Source organism: Streptomyces yongxingensis, from assembly GCF_055597465.1.
Window position 1 is genome coordinate 10,835,545 of record NZ_CM145717.1, and the last position, 24,122, is coordinate 10,859,666.

The window sequence follows — 24,122 nt, forward strand, 5'->3', positions numbered from 1 at the left end:
AAGGAGACTCCCGCGATGACCGCTGTCGACAACCAGATCCACACCTACCCGTTCGGCCCGCAGCTCGGACTCGACGAGGACCCCGCTTATGAACGGGCCCGCCGCGCCGGGGCGCTGACCAGGGTCACGATGGCCTACGGTGGCCCGGCCTGGCTGGTCACCCGCTACGAGGACATCAAAACCGTGCTGTCCGACCCCCGGTTCAGCCGTTCGGCCACCCTCGGAAAGGACGTCGCGCGCAGCACACCCGCGATCGAGACCGACACCTCGATCCTCTCCATGGACCCGCCCGAGCACACGCGGCTGCGCAAGCTGGTGGCCAAGGCGTTCACCATGCGCCAGGTCGAGCAACTGCGCCCGGCGATCGACGAGATCCTCGACGACCTGCTCGGCCGGATCGAGAAGGACGGCCGCCCGGCGGATCTGGCCCGCTCGCTGACCTGGCCGCTGCCGGTGCGGGTGATCTGCCACCTGCTCGGCGTGCCGATCGCCGACCACGCGAGGTTCGCCCAGTGGACCGACGACATCATGTCGGTGGCCTCCGAGGACCTCGAACTGATCGTCAAGGCCAGGGACGGCCTCATCGCCTACCTCGCCGAGCTGATCGCCCAGCGCCGCGCCGAGCCCGCCGACGACCTGCTGAGCGGACTGGTCCTGGCCAGGGACCAGGACGAACGGCTCAGTGAGCAGGAACTCGTCGTGTTCGGCATGACCCTGCTGCTCGCCGGGCACGAGACCACGGCCAACCAGGTCGGCAACTTCCTCTACCTGCTGCTGAGCCGTCCCGAACTGTGGCAGCGGCTGGTCGCCGACCCGACGCTGGTGCCCCAGGCGGTCGAGGAGCTGTTGCGCTACACCCCGCTCGCCACGGCGGGCAACTTTCCCCGGATGGCCGTCGAGGACGTCGAACTCGGCGGCACCCTCGTCCGGGCGGGAGACGTGGTGGTCGTCCACATGGCCGCCGGCAACCGGGACGCGAGCGTGTTCGAGCGCCCCGACCAGATCGACTTCGACCGCGACGCGCGGGCCCACATCGCCTTCGGCCATGGCGCGCACCACTGCCTGGGCGCCCAACTGGCCAGGGTGGAACTCCAGATGGTCCTCACCGCCCTGGTGCGCCGGTTCCCCGGACTGCGCCTGGCCGTCCCCGCCGACGAAGTGCCGTGGCGGACCGAACGGCTCGTCAACGGCGTCAGTGCGCTCCCGGTCACCTGGTGACCCCGCGACACGGCGACCGGCAGAGCACAGGCGAGGAAGGACTCGGGCGGATGGCTGAGATGGCTGATCAGAACAGGCTACGCGACTACCTGCGGCTGGCGACCTCGGAACTGCACACCCTGCGCACCCGGGTGCGCGAGCTGGAGTCCGCGGCACCCGAACCGCTCGCCATCGTGGGTATGGCCTGCCGGTATCCCGGCGGGGTCCGGACCCCCGAGGACCTGTGGGAGCTGGTGGCCGGCGAGGTGGACGCCACCTCGGACTTCCCCAGGGACCGCGGATGGCGGCTCGACCCGGGTGACAGCCTCACCGAGCGCGGGGCGTTCCTCGACGGAGCGGGCGATTTCGACCCGGCGTTCTTCGGCGTCTCACCGCGCGAGGCGCGGGGGATGGACCCGCAGCAGCGACTCGTGCTGGAGGTCGCCTGGGAGGCGCTCGAAAACGCTCGCATCGTCCCGGAAACGCTGCACGGCGGGCCGACGGGGGTGTTCGTCGGCGCCTCCTACCAGGGCTACGACACGCTCGCCGTCGACGCGTCGGAGGTCATGATCGGCAATGTGTCCAGCGTGATATCCGGGCGCGTCGCCTACACGCTCGGCCTGAACGGTCCCGCGCTCACTGTCGACACGGCCTGTTCGTCCTCGCTGGTGGCGTTGCATCTGGCGGCGGAGTCCCTGCGCCGCGGGGAGTGCGATCTCGCACTGGCCGGTGGCGTCGCGGTGCAGGCGGTCCCCGCGCTGTTCGTGGAGTTTTCGCGGCAGCGGGGGTTGGCGGTGGATGGTCGGTGCAAGTCGTTTGCGGAGGGTGCGGATGGGACGGGGTTTTCCGAGGGTGCGGGGTTGGTGGTGGTGGAGCGGTTGTCGGATGCGGTGGCCGCGGGGCGTCGGGTGTTGGCGGTGGTGCGGGGTTCCGCGGTGAATCAGGATGGGGCGTCGAATGGGTTGACGGCGCCGTCGGGTGTGGCGCAGGAGCGGGTGATTCGGGCGGCGTTGGGGTCGGGTGGGTTGTCGGTGGGGGATGTGGATGTGGTGGAGGGGCATGGGACGGGGACGGTGTTGGGGGATCCGATTGAGGCGGGTGCGTTGGTGGGGACGTATGGGCGGCGGGTGGGGGGTGAGCCGTTGTGGTTGGGGTCGGTGAAGTCGAATATCGGTCATGCGCAGGCGGCCGCGGGGGTGGCTGGTGTGATCAAGATGGTGATGGCGTTGCGGTGTGGGGTGTTGCCGCGGTCGTTGCATGTGGATGTGCCGTCCTCGAAGGTGGAGTGGGGTGCGGTGCGGGTGCTGACCGAGGCTCGTGCGTGGCCGGTGGTGGACCGTCCCCGCCGCGCCGCCGTCTCCTCCTTCGGGGCGTCGGGCACGAACGCGCACCTCATCCTCGAACAGGCCGAACCGGAACCCCTCCGGCAGGACCTGGTCGACGCCGGCCTGCTGCCGTATCCGCTGTCCGCCCGCAACGACGCCGGGGTCCGGGAGCAGGCACGGCGGTTGCGTGAGCACCTGAAGCGCCACCCCGAGGCCGACCTCGGGGACGTGTCCCACTCGCTCGCCACGACGCGGACCATGTTTCCGCACCGCGCGGTACTGATCGCCGCGGACCGCGGTGAACTGGACGAACTCCTGGGCGCCTGCGCGGTCGGCGAACCCCGTGGCGCGGTGGTCACCGGGAAGGCGGTGTCCGCGGGCCGACCCGTGTTGGTGTTTCCGGGGCAGGGGGCGCAGTGGGTGGGGATGGCGGTGGAGTTGTTGGGGGAGTCGTCGGTGTTCGCGGAGCGGATGGGTGAGTGTGCGGCGGCGTTGGCGCCGTTCGTGGACTGGTCGCTGCTGGATGTGCTGGGGGATGAGAAGGCGCTGGGGCGGGTGGATGTGGTGCAGCCGGTGCTGTTCGCGGTGATGGTGTCGCTGGCGCGGTTGTGGCGGTCGTTCGGGGTGGTGCCTGCTGCGGTGGTGGGGCATTCGCAGGGGGAGATCGCGGCGGCGTGTGTGGCGGGGGTGTTGTCGTTGGAGGATGCGGCGCGGGTGGTGTGTGTGCGGTCGAGGTTGATCGCGCGGGAGCTGGCCGGGCGTGGCGGGATGGTGTCGTTGCCACTTCCGGTGGCCGAGGTGGAGGGCCTGATCGAGCCGTTTGGTGATGGTCTTGTGGTGGCGGCGGTGAACGGTCCGGAGTCGGTGGTGGTGTCGGGGACATCGGAGTCGGTGGCGGCTTTGGTGGAGCGGGAGCCTCGGGCTCGGCGGATCGCGGTGGACTACGCCTCCCACTCGCCTGCGGTCCGCGGCCTTCGTGAGGAGTTGCTGGCGGCCCTGGGGCCGATCGCCCCGGCCGTGGGCACGGTTCCGGTCTACAGCTCGGTGACGGGTGGCCTGATCGATGGTTCGACCATGGACGCGGAGTACTGGTACACCAACCTGCGGAAGCCGGTGGACTTCCAGGGAGCGGTGTCGGCCCTGCTGGCCGACGGCTACGGCGCGTTCGTCGAACCCAGCCCCCACCCGGTGCTGACCACGGCCGTCGAACAGACCGCCGGTGACACCGAGATCGTCGTCGTGGGCACACTGCGCAGGCAGTCCGATGGCCTCGCGCGGATGCTGAGGGCCGCGGCGCAAGCCTGTGCCCTCGGGATCGACGTGGACTGGAGCGCGGCGCTTCCGACCGGCGTCCGGCACGTGGATCTTCCCACCTACCCGTTCGCCGACGAACGGTTCTGGCTGGACGTAGGCTCCGCCCGTGGTGAGGTGTCCGCGGTCGGCCTGGCACCGGTGGACCACGGGTTGCTCGGTGCGAAGGCCGACGTAGCGGCCTCCGGCGAGATCGTACTGTCCGGGTCGCTGTCGCTCGCCTCGCACCCATGGCTGGCCGACCACACCGTGCGCGGTTCGGTGATCCTGCCCGGTGCCGCCTTCGTCGAGCTGGTCGTCCGGGCGGGCGACGAGGCGGGCCGACCGGCCGTCGAGGAACTCACCCTCCACGCGCCGCTGGTCATTCCGGCGGACGGGCGGGTGGACGTGCAGGTGACGGTCGCCACCGACGGTCACGTCCAGGTCCACTCCCGGACAGCCGGATCGGACTGGACCCACCACGCGAGCGCGGTCACCACCGACCGGCCGGGCGAGGTGCCGGTCTGGCGGAGCTGGCCGCCGGAACCGGCGGAAGCGGTGGACATCGAAGGGTTCTACGCGACTCTGGAGGACAACGGCCTGGACTACGGACCGGCCTTCCGCGGTGTGCGGGCCATGTGGCGGTCCGCGGACGCGTACTACGCCGAGGTGGCGCTGCCGGACGAGGTGGCGGAGGCCGCGTTCGTGCTGCACCCCGCGCTGCTCGACTCCGCACTGCAGGTGATGGCCTTCGCGGCGGCTCGGCCCGGCCGCACATCCCTTCCCTTCGCTTGGTCGGGGATCTCCGTACACGCCTCGGCGGCCCGGTCGTTGCGCGTGCGCGTCGCCGCGACGCAGGCCGGGGACATCTCGGTGCTGGCCACCGATCCGGCGAACGCGCCGGTGGTCACCGTGGACCGCGTGCGCTCCCGCACGCTCCGCGCCGACCAGCTCGATCCCCCGCTGGCCGGCCTGCTCTCCCGCCTGGAGTGGACACCCGTGGAAGCCGGCCTGCCGGCCGTCGATCCCGGCCCCACCGTGAGGTACGAGTGCGAGGTCGCGGACTCGCCGATCGAGGTGGCGAACCAGGCGCTGGAGGCCGTCCAGGAGTGGCTGCGGCACGAGGGCCGGCCGGACTCCCGTCTGGTCGTGTTGACGCGTGGCGCGGTCTCGACCGGGCCCGACGACACGCTCTCCGCCCTCTGCCAGGCGCCGGTGTGGGGACTGGTGCGCTCGGCGCAGGCCGAACACCCGGGGCGGCTGGTCCTCGTCGACATCGGCGACGAGTCCGACCACGCACTCTCCGCCGCTCTCGCGACCGGTGAGCCACAGCTCGCCCTGCGCCGCGGCGCGATCCTGGCCCCCCGGCTGGTGAGTGCCCGGGGCGAAGGTGACCTCCCGCGGATTCCGTCCGACGCGACGGTCCTGGTGACCGGTGGAACCAGCGGCCTCGGCGCCCTGGTGGCCCGCCATCTGGCCATGCGGCACGGGGTCCGGCACCTCGTACTCGTCAGCCGGTCCGGACCGCGGGCCGACGGCGTGGCCGAGCTGATCGCCGAACTCGGGGAACTGGGCGCGGGGGCCGAGGCGATCGCCTGCGATGTCGCCGACCGGGAGCAGGTCCGCGCGGTGCTCGAGGGCATCGAGGAGTTCCCGCTCGCCGGTGTCGTGCACGCCGCGGCCGTGCTCGACGACGGCGCCGTCACCTCGCTGACCCCCGACCGGCTGCGTACCGTCGCCGCACCGAAGATCGACGGAGCGCTGCATCTGCACGAGCTCACCGAGGGTATGGACCTGCGGCTGTTCGCCTTGTTCTCCTCGGCGGCCGGAATCCTCGGCTCCCCGGGGCAGGCGAACTACGCGGCGGCCAACGCCTTCCTCGACGCACTGGCCACCCGGCGGCGTGCGGCCGGCCTCGCCGGGCACTCCCTCGCCTGGGGCCTGTGGGAGCAGACGACATCGCTGACCGCCCCGGTCAAGGCCACCCGCCCCCGGGCCGCGGTCGGCGCCCTGTCCACGGCCGAGGGCCTCGCGCTGTTCGACCGGGCGCTGGCCGGCACCGATCCGGTGGCCGTGCCGGTCAGGATGGCGCCGGTCGCCCGTGGCCCGGTGCGACCGGCGGCCGCCGCCGTGGTCGCCGAGCCGGACTTCGCCGCCCGCGTGGCCGCACTGGGGCCCGCCGAGCGCGGACGCGAACTGCTGAAGCTGGTGCGCGAGCAGGCCGCGGCGATCCTCGGGTTCGCCGGGCGTGATGAGATCGACCCGCGGCAACCGTTCCTGAAGGCCGGGTTCGACTCCCTCACCGCCGTCGAACTGCGCAACCGGCTCAACACCATCACCGGTCTGCGGCTTCCGGCCACCACGACCTTCGACTTCCCGACCCCCGAGGCACTCGCCGGGAAACTGGCCGCGGAACTGGCCTCGGCCACCAGCCCCGAAGAGGCGCTGCTGGCCGCGCTGGACCACCTCGAGTCGGTACTCGCCGCGCCGTCGACCGACGAGGCGCTGCGCACCGTCCTGGCCGACCGCGTGGCGAAGCTGCACGCGCGCGGCAACACCGCGCCCCAGCAGTCCGCCGCGCGGCTGCGGGATGCCGGCGCCGACGAACTCTTCGACTTCATCCACAACGAGCTCGGCATGAAGTAGAGCCGTTCCCCGCCCCCTCAGACCGTCTCACGGAGATCTCCCGCATATGCCGAACGAGGATGAACTGCTCAACCACCTGCGCTGGGTCACGGCCGAACTGCACGAGGCCCGCAAGCGCCTGAAGGAGTACGAGTCGGCCGCCCGCGAGCCCCTCGCGATCGTGGGCATGGCCTGCCGGTACCCCGGCGGGATCAGCTCACCCGAGGAGCTGTGGCAGCTCGTCGCCGACGAGCGCGACGCCATCACGCCGCTGCCCACCGACCGGGGCTGGATCCTGGACGGGCTCCTGGACGACGACCCCGCCAGCCGTGGCAAGTCCTACGTCGGACACGGTGGTTTCCTCACCGACGGCGACTGGTTCGACGCCGAACACTTCGGCATCTCGCCCAGGGAGGCACTGGCCACCGACCCGCAACACCGCGTGCTGCTGGAACTGGCGTGGGAGGCCCTGGAGCGGTCGGGCATCGCCCCGGACTCGCTGCGCGGCAGCCGGACCGGCGTGTTCACCGGGGTCATGTACCACAACTACGTCGACCGCCTCACCAGCGTCCCCGACGAGCTGGAGGGATACCTCGGCACCGGCAACTCCGGTGGCGTCGCCTCCGGCCGCATCGCCTACACCCTGGGCCTGGAAGGGCCCGCCGTGACCCTCGACACCACGTGCTCGTCCTCGCTGGTGGCGTTGCATCTGGCGGGGGAGTCCCTGCGCCGCGGGGAGTGCGACCTCGCACTGGCCGGCGGAGCGACGCAGATGTTCACACCTGCCGCCTTCGTGGAGTTTTCGCGGCAGCGGGGGTTGGCGGTGGATGGTCGGTGCAAGTCGTTTGCGGAGGGTGCGGATGGGACGGGGTTTTCCGAGGGTGCGGGGTTGGTGGTGGTGGAGCGGTTGTCGGATGCGGTGGCCGCGGGGCGTCGGGTGTTGGCGGTGGTGCGGGGTTCCGCGGTGAATCAGGATGGGGCGTCGAATGGGTTGACGGCGCCGTCGGGTGTGGCGCAGGAGCGGGTGATTCGGGCGGCGTTGGGGTCGGGTGGGTTGTCGGTGGGGGATGTGGATGTGGTGGAGGGGCATGGGACGGGGACGGTGTTGGGGGATCCGATTGAGGCGGGTGCGTTGGTGGGGACGTATGGGCGGCGGGTGGGGGGTGAGCCGTTGTGGTTGGGGTCGGTGAAGTCGAATATCGGTCATGCGCAGGCGGCCGCGGGGGTGGCTGGTGTGATCAAGATGGTGATGGCGTTGCGGTGTGGGGTGTTGCCGCGGTCGTTGCATGTGGATGTGCCGTCCTCGAAGGTGGAGTGGGGTGCGGTGCGGGTGCTGACCGAGGCTCGTGCGTGGCCGGTGGTGGACCGTCCCCGCCGCGCCGCCGTCTCCTCCTTCGGGGCGTCGGGCACGAACGCGCACCTCATCCTCGAACAGGCCGAACCGGAACCCGCCGTGCGGCCCGGGGCACCGAGCTCCGGCACCGGGCCGTCCCGGCCGGACAACGCCGTGGTGCCGCTCGTTCTCACGGCCAGCACCCCGGCGGCGCTGCGGGCCCAGGCGGAACGGCTGCTCGACGTCGTCGACCACGACCTGACCGACCTCGCCCGTGCGCTGAGCACCACCAGGGCGACACTGCGCACCCGCGCGGTGTCGGTCGTGAGCACCGTCGCCCAGGCGCGCGCCGCCCTGCGTGCCGTGGCCGACGGCCGGCCCAGCCCCGACGTCGTCACCGGCACCGCGCGTGCGGAGGCCCACGACGTCGTGTTCGTGTTCCCGGGGCAGGGGGCGCAGTGGGTGGGGATGGCGGTGGAGCTGTGGGAGACATCGCCGGTGTTCGCCGCGGCGATGGAGGAGTGTGCGGCGGCGCTGGCGCCGTTCGTGGACTGGTCGCTGCTGGATGTGCTGGGGGATGAGAAGGCGCTGGGGCGGGTGGATGTGGTGCAGCCGGTGCTGTTCGCGGTGATGGTGTCGCTGGCGCGGTTGTGGCGGTCGTTCGGGGTGGAGCCCGCGGCGGTGGTGGGTCATTCGCAGGGGGAGATCGCGGCGGCGTGTGTGGCGGGGGCGCTGTCGCTGGAGGATGCGGCGCGGGTGGTGTGTGTGCGGTCGAGGCTGATCGCACGGGAGCTGGCCGGGCGTGGCGGGATGGTGTCGCTGCCACTCCCGCTGTCCGAGGTGGAGGACCTGATCGCGTCCCGGGACGCGGAACTGTCGATCGCGGCGGTCAACGGCCCCCTCTCGGTGGTCGTATCCGGCGGCACCGAGGACCTCGACGACCTGATGTCCCACTGCGCACGCGACGACGTGCGGGCCCGGCGGATCGACGTGGACTACGCCTCCCACTCCGCGCAGGTCGACATCCTCGCCGACGAGCTGCTGCGCGCCCTGGACACCATCACTCCCCGCCAGGCCGCGGTGCCCTTCTTCTCCACGGTGACCGGGCGGTTCGAGCCCACCGCCGCGCTGGACGCCGAGTACTGGCTGCGGAACCTGCGCCGGCCCGTGCGCCTCGACTCCGCGGTACGCGGCCTCGCCGACGCGGGCTTCGACACGTTCATCGAGGTCAGCAGCCATCCCGTGGTGATGCCCGGCGTGCAGGACACGCTCGCGGAGATGGACGTTCCCGCGACGACGGTGGGCACGCTGCGCCGCCGCTCCGGTGGCATGGACCAGTTTCTGCGTGCGCTGTCCGCGGCGTTCACCGGCGGTGCGGCGGTGGACTTCGGCCCGCTGTGGGCAGACCGCCCGCCCGCCTTCGTCGACCTGCCCACCTACGCCTTCCAGCGTGAGCGGTACTGGCTCACCGACCCCGGAGGCGGCGATGTGTCCACGGTCGGCCTGGCCGGTGCCGAACACGGCCTGCTCGGCGCGGTGCTGGAGGTCGCCGAGACCGGGGACACCGTGCTGACCGGCTCGTTGTCCGTCGACTCCCACCCCTGGCTGGTCGATCACACCGTGCTCGGCTCGGTGATGTTCCCCGGTGCGGGCTTCGTGGAGATGGTGCTCAGGGCGGCGGACGAGGCCGACTGCGAGCGCGTCGAGGAACTGACCCTGCACACACCGCTGGTGTTCGAAGGCCATGAGCGTGTCGACGTCCAGCTGGCCGTGGGAGGCGACCGCGCCGGGCGTCGTGAGGTGACGGTGCACTCGCGCGCGGCAGGCACCCCGGCGGCATGGGTGCTGCACGCGACCGCGACCGTGGCCCGCGACCCCGCCCCGGCACCCCCGCGCTGGGAGGCATGGCCACCCGCGGGCGCCGTCGAGGCGGACCTCGGCGACTTCTACGACGCCCTCGCGGCGGACGGCCTCCGATACGGGCCGATGTTCCAGGGGGTGCGACGGGTGTGGCTCGACGGGGAGGTGCGTTACGCGGAGATCGCCCTGCCGGAAGGGGCCTCCCCCGAGGGCTTCGTGCTCCATCCGGTCCTGCTGGACGCGGCGCTGCAGGTGATGGCGCACGGCAGCCTGGCGGAGGGCCAGACGTTCCTGCCGTTCACCTGGTCGGACATCTCGGTGTCCGCCTCCGGCGCCCGTGCGCTGCGGATGCGGATGGAGCCCCGAGGCGACAGCGGTGTGTCGTTGCTGGCCACCGACTCCCGTGGGGTCCAGGTGCTGGCCATCGGCGAGGTCGTCACCATGAAGCTCTCCGGTGGGCGGCCGGTGTCCACCCACCGCGGGTCGACCGCGAAGCTGCTGCGCGTCGACTGGGTACAGGCGCCCGCGAACACCTCGCCCCCGCCGAGGACGGCCGTCCTGCCGGGTTGGCCGGAGCCCGTGGAGTTCGCCCCGTCCCCCTTCGGCGGTCTCGACGCCCACCCCCATGCCGGACTGGACGCGCTGGCGGCCGCGATGGGCACCGACACCGCGCCCGATGTCGTTCTGCTGCCTCTCGTGGCGCGGTCCGGCGACGCGGTGGCCGACGGGTACGAGCTCACCGGACGCGCCATGGCCGCCATCCAGAGGTGGCTGTCCGACGAGGCGTTCGCCGCCGCGACGCTCGCGTTCGTGACCAGGGGAGCGTTCCCGGTCGGCCAGCGCCGGGGGCCCGATCCGGCCGCGGCCGCCGCCGCGGGGTTCATCCGTTCGGCGCAGAGCGAGCACCCGGGGCGCTTCCTGGTCGTCGACCTCGATCCCGACGCCGATCCGCCGGTGCTGCCGCCCGCTGCCGTCATCCCCGGTGACGAACCCGTCGTCGCCGTGCGGGGCGACGGGCTGTTCGTGCCCCGCCTCGCGGAGCACGCCCCCCTTCCCGCCCTCACCGTGCCCGCGGACGCCGAGGCGTGGAGCGTGGACCTGGACTCCGCGGACACCCTGGACGATTTGGGCATCGTGCCCGCGCCCGACGCGCTGGCACCGCTGACGGAGGGTCAGGTCCGCCTGTCGGTGCGCGCGATGGGCGTCAACTTCCGGGAAGTCCTGGTCGCCCTCGACGTGGTGCCCGGTGGGGACCGGCCCGCGGGCGGCGAGGCGGCCGGTGTGGTCACCGAGGTCGGTCCTGGCGTCACCGGCTTCTCGGTCGGCGACCGGGTGATGGGGCTGGTCACCGGCGCCTACGCCGGGCCGGTCGCCGTGGCCGACCACCGCACGCTGATGCCGCTGCCCACCGGCTGGACGTACGCCCAGGGAGCGGCGGCGCCGGTCGCCTTCCTCACCGCCTACTACGGGCTGACCGACCTCGGAGGCGTCCGGCCCGGTGACCGGGTGCTGATCCACGCGGCGGCCGGCGGCGTCGGCATGGCCGCGGTGCGGATCGCACGGCACCTGGGGGCCGAGGTGTTCGCCACGGCCGGCCCGGCGAAGTGGTCCGAGGTACGGGCCGCCGGTGTCAGCGCCTCCCACCTGGCCTCCTCGCGGACCACACGGTTCGAGAGCGCCTTCCGGGAGGTGCTCGGCGGGCACGGAATCGATGTCGTGCTGAACTCGCTGACCGGCGAGTTCGTCGACGCCTCCCTGCGGCTGACCGCCGAGGGAGGCCGGTTCCTCGAGATGGGCAAGACCGACATCCGCGACGCCGACGAGATCGGCCTGCACCACCCCTCGGTCCGCTACCGGGCGTTCGACCTGGTCCTCGACGCCGGTGCCGACCGGATCCAGGCGATGCTGGCCGAACTGGCCTCCCTGATCGGGCGGGGCGCGCTGACCCCGCTGCCGGTCCGCGCGTGGGACGTCCGCCGCGCCGCGGAGGCGCTGCGGTACGTCAGCCAGGCGCGCCACGTCGGCAAGGTGGTGCTGACCGTGCCCCGGCCATGGGATCCGGCGGGGACGGTGCTGCTCACCGGCGCGAGTGGCACGCTGGGCGGCGCTCTCGCCCGGCACCTGGTCGCCGAGCGCGGTGTCCGGCACCTGCTGCTGCTCAGCCGCCGGGGGAGGGACACGGAGGCGGCCGCCGCGCTGGAGGCGGAGCTCACCGCCCTCGGCGCGTTCTCGGTGACCTTCGCGGCCTGCGACGTCGCCGACCGGGAGGCGGTGCGCGGCGTCCTGGCCGCGATACCGCCGCAGCGCCCCCTCACCGCCGTCGTGCACGCCGCCGGTGCCCTCAGCGACGGTCTGGTCGGCTCGCTCGGCCGGGCGGACGTCGACGCGGTGTTCCGCCCCAAGGTCGACGGCGCCGCGGTACTCGACGAGCTGACCCGGCCGGACGACCTCGCGGGCTTCGTGATGTTCTCCTCGGCCGCGGGCGTCACCGGCAACGCCGGGCAGGCGAACTACGCCGCCGCCAACGCGTTCCTCGACGCACTGGCCGAACGCAGGGCCGCCGAGGGCCTGCCCGCGCAGTCGCTGGCCTGGGGACTCTGGGCGGACATCAGCGATCTGACCGCGACGCTCAGCGAGACCGGCCGGGCGAGAATCGCCCGCTCCGGTGTTCGCGCGCTGTCCGCGACGGCCGCGCTGGACCTGTTCGACCAGGCGCTCTCCCGCGACGAGGCACTGCTGCTGCCCATCGACGTCGACCCGTCCGGCGAGGCGGAACCGCCGCCGCTGTGGCGCAACCTGGTGCGCCGCCGGGTCCGCCGGGTGGTCGCCGCGACGCCCGTCGCCGAGACCTCGACCGCCGACCTGCTGGCCGATGTCCCCGCCGCCGAGCGGGTACAGGTGCTGACCGACCTGGTGTGTGCGCACACGGCCGCCGTCCTCGGGCACGACGCCGACCGGGTGGACCCGCTGAGGGCGTTCGGCGAGATCGGCTTCGACTCGCTCAGCGCGGTCGAACTGCGCAACCGCCTCAACGCGGCGACGGGCCTCCGACTGCCCGCCACCACGGTGTTCAGCCACCCCAGCCCCCAGGCGCTGGCCCGGAAGCTGGCCGCCGAGCTGTTCCCCGAGGCCGACACGGCTGATGCCGACACGGCCGGGACCGACGCGGCTTCGGAGAAGGCCCGGGAGGAGCCAACGCGCGACGGGGCGCTGACCGACGTGGACATCGATGGCCTCGGCGTGGAGGAGCTGATGTCCCTCGCGCTCGGCACGGCCGAACCGCACACCTCCGAAGGATGACCGACATGACCGTCTCACCCGACCGCCTCGTCGACGCGCTGCGCTCATCGGTCAAGGAGGCCGAGCGACTGCGGGAGCACAACCGGGCCCTGACCGAAGCGGCCACGGAGCCGATCGCCGTGGTGGCGATGGCCTGCCGGCTGCCCGGCGGCGCCGACTCGCCGGAGAAGCTGTGGCAACTGGTGGACTCCGGCGCGGACGTGCTCACGCCCTTGCCCCGGGACCGGAACTGGGACCTGGAGTCCCTCAGCCCCTTCGTCACGGACGCCTACTTCGTCGACGACGCGGGCGGATTCGACGCGAACCTGTTCGGCATCTCACCCCGCGAAGCGGCCGCGATGGACCCTCAGCAGCGGCTGCTGCTGGAGGCGGCCTGGGAGGTGTTCGAACGCGCCGGGTTCGCGCCCGACGCGCTGCGGGACAGCGGCACGGGCGTATTCGTCGGCGCGGGACCGGGCGACTACCTGATCCGCCTCCTGGACGACCCGGACGCCGCGGAGGGCTATGTCGCCACCGGTACGGCGCCGAGCGTCACCTCCGGACGGATCGCCTACACCTTCGGCCTGCGCGGGCCCGCCGTCACCGTCGACACCGCCTGTTCGTCGGGCCTGGTCGCCCTGCACCTGGCCACCCAGGCGCTGCGCACGGGCGACTGCTCGAAGGCGCTGGTCGCCGGCGTCTCGGTGATGTCCGCGCCCCACGGCTTCGTCGAAATCTCCAAGCAGGGCGGCCTGGCCGCCGACGGACGCTGCAAGGCGTTCGCCGACGCCGCCGACGGCACCAACTTCGGCGAGGGCGTCGCCGCGGTGCTCGTCGAGCGGCTTTCCGACGCCCAGCGGCTCGGACATCCGGTACTCGCCGTGGTGCGCGGGTCCGCGATCAACCAGGACGGCGCCTCCAACGGGCTGTCCGCGCCGAACGGTGCCGCGCAGGAAGAGGTGATCCGGCAGGCACTCGCCGACGCGGGGGTCCGAGCCGACGAGGTCGACGCCGTCGAGGCGCACGGCACCGGCACCACCCTGGGCGACCCGATCGAGGCGGACGCCCTGCTGGCCACCTACGGCCGGAACCGCGAGCACCCCCTGTGGCTGGGCTCGGTGAAGTCCAACGTCGGGCACACGCAGTCGGCCGCCGGGCTGGTCGGCCTGATCAAGATGGTGCAGGCGCTGCGCGCGGGCCGGCTGCCGAAGACCCTGCACGTCGACCGGCCGTCCCGGCACGTCGACTGGTCCACGGGCCCGGTGCGCCTGCTGCGCGAGGCCCGGCCGTGGCCCGCCGCCGACCGCCCGCGCCGGGCCGGTATCTCCTCGTTCGGGATCAGCGGCACCAACGCGCACGTGATCGTCGAGAGCGTTCCCGCGCCCGAGGAGCGCCCCCGCACCGAGCACTCCGGTCTGGTGCCCCTCATCCTGTCCGGCAGGACCGACAGCGCCCTGCGGGCCCAGGCGGCCCGGCTGCGCGCCCATCTGCTCGAGCGCGAGGAGTCGCTCGCCGATGTCGCGTTCACGCTGGCGACCACACGCGCGCGGTTTCCGCACCGGGCCGTGCTGCCGGTGCGGAGCCGTGCCGAGGCGCTCGAGGCGCTGCACACCGTCGCCCGGGGCGAGCGGGCGCTCGGAGCCGGCCGACGGCCTCACCGGGAGCGGGTCGCGTTCGTTTTCCCCGGACACGGCTCCCAGTGGACCGCGATGGGCGCGCGGCTGTGGGACGAGTCACCGGTGTTCGCCGAGGCCATGCGGGACTGTGAGAAGGCACTGTCCGCGCACATCGACTGGTCGCTGCGGGATGCGCTGTCCGACGAGCGGGCGCTGGCCCGGGCCGAGGTCGTGCAGCCGGCGCTGTGGGCGGTCATGGTCTCGCTCGCCGCGCTGTGGCGCTCGTTCGGTGTCGAGCCCGCCGCGGTGATCGGCCACTCCCAGGGCGAGATCGCCGCCGCCTGCGTCAGTGGTGGTCTGTCCCTGGAGGACGGCGCCCGTGTCGTGGCGCTGCGCAGCCGCCTCATCCACGAGCGTCTGTCCGGACGCGGAGCGATGATGACGGTGATGGCCTCGCCGGACCGCGTGCGCGAACTGCTCGCGGACGACGGGAAGGACGCCGTGTCCATCGCGGCCGTCAACGGACCGCAGAACGTGACCATCTCCGGCGACCCGGCGGCGCTGGACGGCATCGAGCGCCGCCTGTCCGCCGCCGGGATCATGCGCTGGCGGCTCGCCGGGGTCGACTTCGCCGCCCACTCGCCACAGATCGACGGTATCGAGGCCGATCTGCTGGAGGCGCTGGCACCGGTCCGGCCCCGCCCGGGGAAGGTGCCGTTCTACTCCACGGTGACCACCTCCCGCCTGGACACCGAGGAGCTGGACGCCGGGTACTGGAGCCGTAACCTGCGGCGGACGGTGAACTTCGCCGACACGGTGGACCTCCTCGTCGGGGACGGACACGGGCTCATGGTCGAGGTCAGCCCGCACCCGGTGCTCGCGCACATCACCGCCGCGGGCCCGGTGCTGGACACCCTGCGCCGCGACGACGGCGGGCTGCACCGGATGCTGACCTCGCTGGCCGCCGCCGACCTGCACGGCCTGCCGGTGGACTGGACCGCGGCGCTGCCCGAGGCCCGCGTCGTGGACCTGCCGACGTACCCGTTCCAGCGCGAGCGCTACTGGGTGACCCCCGCGGAGCGGACGACCGGGGACCCCGCACCGGCGGCGAGCCCCCTCGACCGGTTGCGGTACCGGACCGACTGGACGCCGCTGCGGCTGTCCGCCGATCCGGTGCTGACCGGCACCTGGCTGGTCGTCACGGACCGGGCCGACGCCTGGTCCGACAGCGTCCTCGACGCGCTGCGGCGGTACGGCGCCGAAGCGGTCGTCCGGGCGCCGGGCGAGCTCGACCTCGCCGCCCTCCCCGAGCCGGCCGGTGTCCTCGCGCTGCTGGCCCACGACGAGGACCCCGAGCCGGACCACCCCGCCGTCCCCGCGGGTCTCGCCCGGACCGTGCGGCTGGTGCGGCAGTTGGGCGCGGCGGGCGTCGAAGCACCGCTGTGGTGCGTGACCAGGGATGCGACACGATCCCCGGCGCAAGCGATGACCTGGGGATTCGGCAGGGTGGTCGGGTTCGAGCGGCCGCGCGCCTGGGGCGGTCTCATCGACCTGCCGCAGCCGCTGGACGACACCGGCCAACGCCGTATCGCCGCCGTGCTGTTGGGCGACACCCACGAGGACCAGGTCCGCATCGACCGGAGTGGAGCGTTCGGACGGCGGATCGTGCGCGCCCCCGTGCCTCCCGAGAGCGGAGGCGACTGGCAGGTCCGCGGCACCGCCCTGGTGACCGGTGGCACCGGAGGACTAGGCAGGCATGTCGTGCGCTGGCTGGCGGCCCAGGGCGCGGAGCGCGTGATCGTGCTGAACAGACGCGGGACGGACGCCCCCGGCGCCGGCGAACTGGCCGCGGACCTCGCCGACTCGGGGACGGAACTCGGCATCGTCTCCTGCGACCTGTCCGACCGCACCGCCCTCGCCCGAGTGATCGACTCCATCGACCCGGCGACACCACTGCGCACCGTGGTGCACACCGCCGCCGTACTGGACGACGCCGCGATCGACACCCTGACCATGGAGCAATTCGACCGGGTCCTCGCGGTCAAGGCACGCGGCGCGGCCAACCTGCACGAACTCACCCGCGACCTGGACCTCGACGCGTTCGTGCTGTTCTCCTCGCTCGCCGGCACGGTCGGCGCCGCGGGCCAGGGCACCTACGCACCGGCCAACGCCTACCTGGACGCGCTGGCCGAACAGCGGCGTGCCGAGGGGCTGCCGGCCACGTCGATCGGCTGGGGAGTATGGGCCGGGGACGGGATGGGCGACGGCCCCCTCGGGGAGGCCGCGCGGCGGCACGGAGTACCGGGAATGTCCCCGCAGGACGCGACAGCGGCGATGCGCACGGCAGTGGAACACGGCGACGCGGCGATCGTGCTGGCCGACATCGCGTGGGACCGCTATCACACGGCGGTCACCGCCACTCGGCCGAATCCGGCGCTCTCGCGGATCCCCGAGGTCAGGTCGCTGCTCACCACGGAGACCGCTCCGGCGGAGGCGACCGATCCGCTCGCGGTGGTACGCGCCCAGACCGCGGCGGTCCTCGGCTACGCCTCCGGGACGCAGGTCGAGCCGTACCGGCCGTTCAACGAGCTGGGATTCGACTCGGTGACCGCCGTCGAGTTCCGCAACCGCCTCAACGCCGTGACGGGGCTGTCCCTGGTGACCACCGTGGTCTACGACCACCCGACGCCCGCCGCGCTCGCCGACCACGTGCGCGCGGAGCTCGGTGGCGGCGCACCGGACGGGACCCCGGCGCACCCGGTGGCCGACCCGGACCTCACCACCGATCCCGTCGTCATCGTCGGAATGGCCTGCCGCCTCCCCGGCGGCGTCACCTCGCCCGAGGAGCTGTGGGACCTGCTCGCCGAGGAACGCACCACGGTGGGACCGCCGCCGCCCGAGCGGGGGTGGGACCTCGCCGCCCTGCCCGCGGACTGTGTGACCACGGCCTCCTACCTGGACGACATCGCGGCCTTCGACGCGGAGTTCTTCGGGATCTCCCCCAGAGAGGCCATGGCCATGGACCCGCAGCAGCGGCTGGTCCTGGAGACCTCGTGGGAGGCGCTGGAACACGGCGGCATCGCGCCCGGCAGCCTGGCCGGCAGCCGCACCGGTGTGTTCCTCGGCAGCACCGGTCAGGACTACTACGCCCTCCTGACCGGTGCCGCGGCCGACAACGCCGCCGGTCACGTGGGCACGGGCAGCGCGGGCTCGGTGCTCTCCGGCCGGGTAGCGTACGCGCTCGGACTCGAGGGGCCCGCCGTCACCGTCGACACCGCGTGCTCCTCCGGGCTGGTCGCCCTGCACCTGGCCGCGCAGTCCCTGCGGAACGGCGAGTGCGCCACGGCCCTCGTGGGAGGGGTGACGGTCATGACTACTCCCACGGGCCTGGCCGAGTTCTCCCGCCAGGGTGGGCTGGCCCCCGACGGCCTGTGCAAGGCGTTCTCCGACTCCGCGGACGGCACCGGATTCGCCGAGGGCGCGGGCATGCTCGTACTGCAGCGCCTGTCCGACGCCCGTGCCGCGGGACGCCGCGTATGGGCCGTGGTGCGTGGTTCGGCGATCAATCAGGACGGCCTGTCCAACGGCCTGTCAGCCCCCAACGGCCGTGCCCAGCGGGAGGTCATCCGCCAGGCCCTGGCGAACGCGCGCCTGTCCTCCGGGGCCGTCGACGTGGTCGAGGCGCACGGCACCGGGACACCACTCGGTGACCCGATCGAGGCACACGCCCTGCTGGCGGCCTACGGGCAGGACCGGGAGCGGCCGCTGCTCATCGGAACGCTGAAGTCCAACATCGGCCACACCCAGGCCGCCGCCGGAGTCGCGGGCGTGATCAAGACGGCGCTGGCCATGCACCACGGCACGGTCCCCGCGACCCTGCACGCCACCACGGCGTCGTCCCATGTGGACTGGACGGCGGGCAGTGTTGAGCTGGCCCGCGGCAGGACCCCGTGGCCCGACACCGGCGCACCGCGCCGGGCCGGAGTCTCGGCGTTCGGCATCTCGGGCACCAACGCGCATGTCGTGCTGGAGGCGGACACCCCACCGCCCGCCGAGCCGCGGGCAACCGGGGAGACGGCGCTGATTCCGCTGGCCCTCTCCGGCCGAGGGCCGGAAGCCCTCACGGAGCAGGCGAGGCGGCTGTCCGTGCTGCTGGACGGCGGGACCGATCCGGTCGACATCGGCTGGTCCCTGGTCACCACGCGCTCACAGCAATCCCATCGGGCCGTTGTCCTCGGCCGGGACCGCGCCGAGCTGGCCGCCGGACTCACCGCGCTGGCGAGGGGCGCCTCCGCACCTTCGGTGGTCTCGGCCGTGGCCGCCGGCCAGGACCCGCGCCCCGTCTTCGTCTTCCCCGGCCAGGGCTCCAGCTGGGCGGGGATGGGACGCGCACTGATCGAGTCCTCGCCCGTGTTCGCGGCCTCGATGGCCGAGTGCGCGCGGGCGATGGCCACCGAGGCCGGCTGGGACCTGATGGAGGTGCTCGGCGAGGAGGACATGCTGCGGCGGGCCGACGTCGTCCAGCCCGCGCTGTTCGCGGTCATGGTGTCGCTGGCCCGGCTGTGGGAGTCCTACGGCGTGGCCCCGGCCGCCGTGGTCGGGCATTCCCTCGGTGAGTACGCCGCCGCGTGCGTGGCGGGTGCGCTGACGGTCGAACAGGCGGCGGTCGCGGTCGTGCGGCGCGGCAAGGTGATCGCCGACCGCCTGTCCGGCGACCATGGAGTGCTGTCCGTTCCGGTCGCCGCCGAACGCGTCCGCTTCGACGGCGTCGAGATCGCCGCGTTCAACGGTCCGTCGTCCACGGTGGTCGCCGGGGCCAACAGCGCGCTCGAGCGCGTGCTGGAAGCGGTGCCCGCGGCCAAACGGGTGCCGATGGACTACGCCTCGCACACCTCCGCCGTCGAGGCGGCCGAGGACGCGCTGCTCGGGGAGCTGGCCGGACTGAGCCCGAGGGGCGTCGACGTCCCGTTCTACTCCACGGTGACCGGGGGGAGGCTGGGCACCGCGGCCCTCGACGCGCCCTACTGGTACCGCAATCTGCGCAGCCCGGTGTTGTTCGAGACGGCCGGCCGCCGGCTGATCGAGGACGGGCACACGGTGTTCATCGAGATGAGCCCGCGCCCGCTGCTGGCGGCGGCGCTCCACCAGACGGCGGAAGCGCTGGACCGGCCCGTGCACACCGTCGCGTCGCTGCGCCGCGACGACGGCGATATGGACCGCTTCCTGCGCTCGCTCGCCGACGCGCACACCCACGGGGTGGCGGTGGACTGGAGCCCCGCGCTGCCCGGCGGCAGGGCCGTCGCGCTGCCGACGTACGCCTTCCAGCGCAAGCGGTTCTGGCCGACGGCTCAGCCGCTGCGGCGCCCCGGCCAGAGCCACCCGCTGCTGGGCCCCGCCGAGGAGCTCGCGGGCTCCTCGGACGTGGTGTTCACCAGCACCCTCTCCACCCGGACCCACCCGTGGCTGACCGACCATGTGGTGCGGGACTCGGTGCTGCTGCCGGGCACGGCGTTCCTGGAGATGGCCGTCCGGGCCGCCGACGAGACCGGCTGCCATGGAGTCACCGAACTCGTCCTGGAAGCGCCGCTGGTACTGACCGGCGGCGACATCCGGATCCAGCTCACCGTGCACGGCCCCGACGCGTCGGGGGACCGGCCGTTCTCCGTGCACAGCCGGGGCGAGCACGACTGGGCGCGGCACGCCACCGGCCGGCTCTCGGCGTCCGCGTCGCCGGTTCCTCCGGGCACACCGGTGTTGCCGCCCGACGCCGAACCGGTCGCGCTGGACACCTTCTACGGTGAACTCGACAGCGCCGGCTACCGGTACGGTGAGTCGTTCCGCGGTATGCGCGCGGCCTGGCGGTCAGGTGACGAGCTGTTCGCCGAGGTGGCCCTGGCCGATGCGGTCCCCAGCGACGGGTTCGAGCTGCATCCCGCGCTGCTGGACGCCGCCTGCCAGGCGATGACACTGGCCGGCGGGGACGAGCCGGGGCTGCCGTTCCTGTGGTCCGATGCCGAACTGCACGCACACGGCGCGCGGGAGCTGTTCGTCCGCCTCGCCCCGGCCGGGCCCGACGCGATGTCGATCACCGCCGTCGACCACGAGGGAACGCTCGTGTTCCGCGCGGGCCGGCTGCTCACCCGGCCGTTCGCCCGGCCCGCGACCGGCGCCCTGCCCGCGGACGCGCTGTTCACCGTGGACTGGGTCCCGCTTCCGGAGCCGGAACCCGCCGCCGACCGGGAGTGGGCGGTGCTCGACGGCCCCGAGGCCGGCCATGGTCTCGGCGTGCCCGCGTACACCGAGCCGTCCGCCGTGCCCCCGGGTACGTCGATCGTGCTGACGGCCGTCGACGCGTCCTCACCGCACCGGATCCTGGCCGCGCTGCAGGCCGTGATCGCCGCCGACCGTCCCGAACCGCTCGTGGTGGTGACGCACCAGGCGGTGGCCGTGCGGCCGCCGGACGAGCCGGTGCCCGACCGGGCGGCGGTGTGGGGGCTGTTGCGCACCGCGCAGTCCGAGCACCCCGGACGGTTCGTGCTGCTCGACAGCGACCGGCCCGTGACCACGGCCGACCTCCGCGACGCCCTGACGACCGGGGAACCGCAGGTCGCCCTGCGGGGTGCGGACCGGTACGCGCCACGGCTGGCCCGGCGGCCGGCCGCGCTGGAGCCGCCCGTCGGCGAGGCGTGGCACCTCACCGCCTCGCCGACCGGCAGCCTGGACGACCTCGCGCTGACCCCCCGTACCGTCGAGCCGCTGACCGACGGGCAGGTCCGCATCGCGGTCCGTGCCGTCGGGGTGAACTTCAAGGACGTGCTGATCACCCTTGGCATGGTGCCCGGTGACCTGACCCGGCTCGGTGTGGAGGCCGCGGGAGTCGTGCTCGACGTCGGTCCCGGCGTGCGTTCCCTGCGCCCCGGCGACCGGGTGTTCGGCCTCGCCGACGCCGCGTTCGGCTCGACGGCCGTCACCGACCGGCGTCTGCTGGCGCGGATACCCGACGGCTGGGGCTTCGCCCGGGCCGCGAGCGTGCCCGCCGTGTTCCTCACCGCCTACTACGCACTGCGCGATCTGCTCGGCCTCCAGCCCGGGCAGCGGATCCTGGTGCACTCGGGCGCGGGCGGTGTCGGGATGGCGGCGATCCAGCTCGCCAGGGTGTGGGGCGCCGAGGTGTTCGCCACCGCGAGCGAGCCCAAACAGGACGCCGTCGCCGGACTCGGGGTCGCCCGGGACCACATCGCCTCCTCCCGGACGCTCGACTTCGAGCGGGCCTTCACCGAGGTCACCGGCGGCAAGGGAGTGGACGCCGTGCTGAACTCGCTCGCGGGCGAGTTCGTGGACGCCTCACTGCGACTGCTGCGCCCGGGCGGCCGGTTCGCGGAGATGGGCAGGACCGACATCCGCCAGGACGGCCCCGCCGGCGTGGAGTATCTGCCCTTCGACCTGTCGGACGCGGGGGAGGAGCGGATCGGCGAGATGCTGGCCGAGCTGCTCACCCTGTTCGACACCGGGAAGCTGGCGACCCTGCCCGTCACCACGTGGGACATACGCCGGGCCCCGAGCGCGTTCCGGTACCTGAGCCAGGCCCGACACGTGGGCAAGGTGGTGCTGACCGTCGGCCGGGACCTCGACCCGGACGGCACCGTGCTGCTCACCGGTGGCACCGGCGGACTCGGCGCGTCGCTGGCCCGGCATCTCGTACGGGCACGCGGCGTGCGCAGCCTGGTCCTGGTGAGCCGCACGGGGATCGACGCGCCCGGGGCCCGGGAACTGCGGGACGAACTGATCGGGGCCGGTGCCTCGGTCACCGTGGCCGCCTGCGACATCGCCGACCGCGCGGCGCTGGGCCGGGTCCTCGACGCCGTCCCGGCGGCGCACCCACTCACGGCCGTGGTGCACGCCGCGGGGGTGCTCGACGACGCGACCATCGGCGAACTCGACGCCGACCGGCTGGAGACGGTGCTGCGGCCCAAGGTCCGGGGCGCGCGCCTGCTGCACGAGCTGACCCAGGACATGGACCTCAGCGCTTTCGTGCTGTTCTCCTCGGCCGCGGGGGTGTTCGGCGCGGCGGGGCAGGGGAACTACGCCGCCGCCAACGCCGTGCTCGACGCCCTCGCCCAGCACCGCGGGGCGCGGGGCCTGCCCGGGGTGTCGATCGACTGGGGGCTGTGGGACCTCCCCAGCGCGATGACCGCGGGGCTGGACCACGCGCGCTTCGCGCGGTCGGGCCTGATGCCGCTGGCCGAGGAGCAGGGCCATGCGATCTTCGACCACGTGGCCACCGGCGGGGACGCCCAGGTCGTCGCCGCTCGGCTGGACCTGGCGGTGTTCCGCGACCTGCCGGACCCGCCCCGTCTGATGGCCGGGCTGGTGCGCGGACCACGCAAGGCGGCGGGCACCACCACCGCCAAGCCGGTGCGTACCGAGGAGGGGCTGCTGGAGATGGTGCGCGCCACGGCAGCAGACGTACTCGGCTACGCCGGCACCGAGGAGGTCGACCCGGCAGGTCTGTTCGCGGAGCTGGGCCTGGACTCGCTGACCGCCGTCGAACTGCGCAACCGCCTCGCCTCGGCCACCTCACTCAGGCTGCCCACCTCGATCGCCTTCGACCACCCGACTCCGGCCCGGCTCGCCCGGCACCTGCTGACCCGGCTGAGCGTCGAACCCGCCGCGGCGGCGGCGCCCGCACCACCGCAGTCCGACCTGGTCGCCGACCTGTGCGCGGCGGCGTTCGAGGCGGGCGACGGGAAGCGGGCGTTCGATCTGCTGCGTACGGTCGCCCGTAACCGCCCGACCTTCCGCACCGAACCGGGCACACCCGCCTTCACCCCGCTGGGGTCGGGTGCCGAAGCCCCCCGGCTGGTCTGTCTGACCCCCTTGGTGCCGCTGGCGGGGCCTTACACCTACGCCCGGTTCGCCTCCGGGTTCCGGGGCAGCCGCGCGGTCGACGTCCTGGCCACCCCGGGATTCCTCGACGGCGAGCCACTGGCGGAGTCGGGGGAGGTCCTGGCCCGGGTGCAGACCGAGCGGGTCCTCGCCAGGACCGGGGACGACCCGTTCGTCCTGGTGGGGTATTCCTCGGGAGGGCTGCTCGCCCTGGCGATGGCCGCTTTGCTGAGCGAACGCGGCGCACCGCTGCGGTCGGTCGTGCTGCTGGACACGTATCTGCCCTCGCCGGACCGGATGGACGAGTTCGTCGGCGCGCTGATGCGCGGCATGACGGACCGCCGCGACGTCGTGCGGGGCCTGACCGGGACCGGGTTGTCGGCGATGGCGTGGAACTGCGATCTGTTCGCGGAATGGTCCGCGGCGCCGCTGCCGGTGCCGGTGCTGTCCGTACGGGCCGACGTACCGCTGCTGGCCGGGGACGGCTCCGCACCGGTCGTCACGCGTGCGGAGGTCCGCACCACGGCTGGTGATCACTTCACCCTGTTGGAGGAGCACGCTTCGCGGACGAGTGCCCTGGTGGCCGAGTGGCTGAAGGGGGACGGGCACACGGTGCTGTGAGGCCGACGCGTCGCCCCGCCCGGCCGGTACACGCCGGTGGCGGAGCTGCCCCGGGGCAGCTCCGCCACCGGCGAATCCTGGGTAAACGCC

At 73.4% G+C, this 24,122-nt stretch carries 2 protein-coding genes and 2 pseudogenes; all 4 read left to right on the forward strand.

The window, feature by feature from the left end; genetic code table 11:
* The first annotated feature begins 15 nt into the window (after positions 1–15).
* Positions 16–1,218 carry a cytochrome P450 gene (locus tag ACZ6TD_RS45835; protein WP_471347907.1) on the forward strand — a complete coding sequence of 401 codons (1,203 nt, stop codon included), beginning with the start codon at positions 16–18 and terminating at the stop codon, positions 1,216–1,218.
* Positions 1,219–1,313: 95 nt separating this feature from the next.
* Positions 1,314–6,458 carry a type I polyketide synthase gene (locus ACZ6TD_RS45840; protein WP_471358650.1) on the forward strand — a complete coding sequence of 1,715 codons (5,145 nt, stop codon included), beginning with the start codon at positions 1,314–1,316 and terminating at the stop codon, positions 6,456–6,458.
* 52 nt (positions 6,459–6,510) lie between these two features.
* A pseudogene (locus tag ACZ6TD_RS45845) lies at positions 6,511–12,930 on the forward strand (SDR family NAD(P)-dependent oxidoreductase); the annotation flags it as partial.
* A 20-nt stretch (positions 12,931–12,950) separates the two neighbouring features.
* Positions 12,951–24,032, forward strand: a pseudogene (locus tag ACZ6TD_RS45850) (SDR family NAD(P)-dependent oxidoreductase); the annotation flags it as partial.
* Positions 24,033–24,122: the final 90 nt, after the last annotated feature.

Excerpts from the sequence above, each read along its gene's own strand:
- ACZ6TD_RS45835 (WP_471347907.1), top strand. The coding sequence starts at position 16 with ATGACCGCTGTCGACAACCAGATCCACACCTACCCGTTCGGCCCGCAG.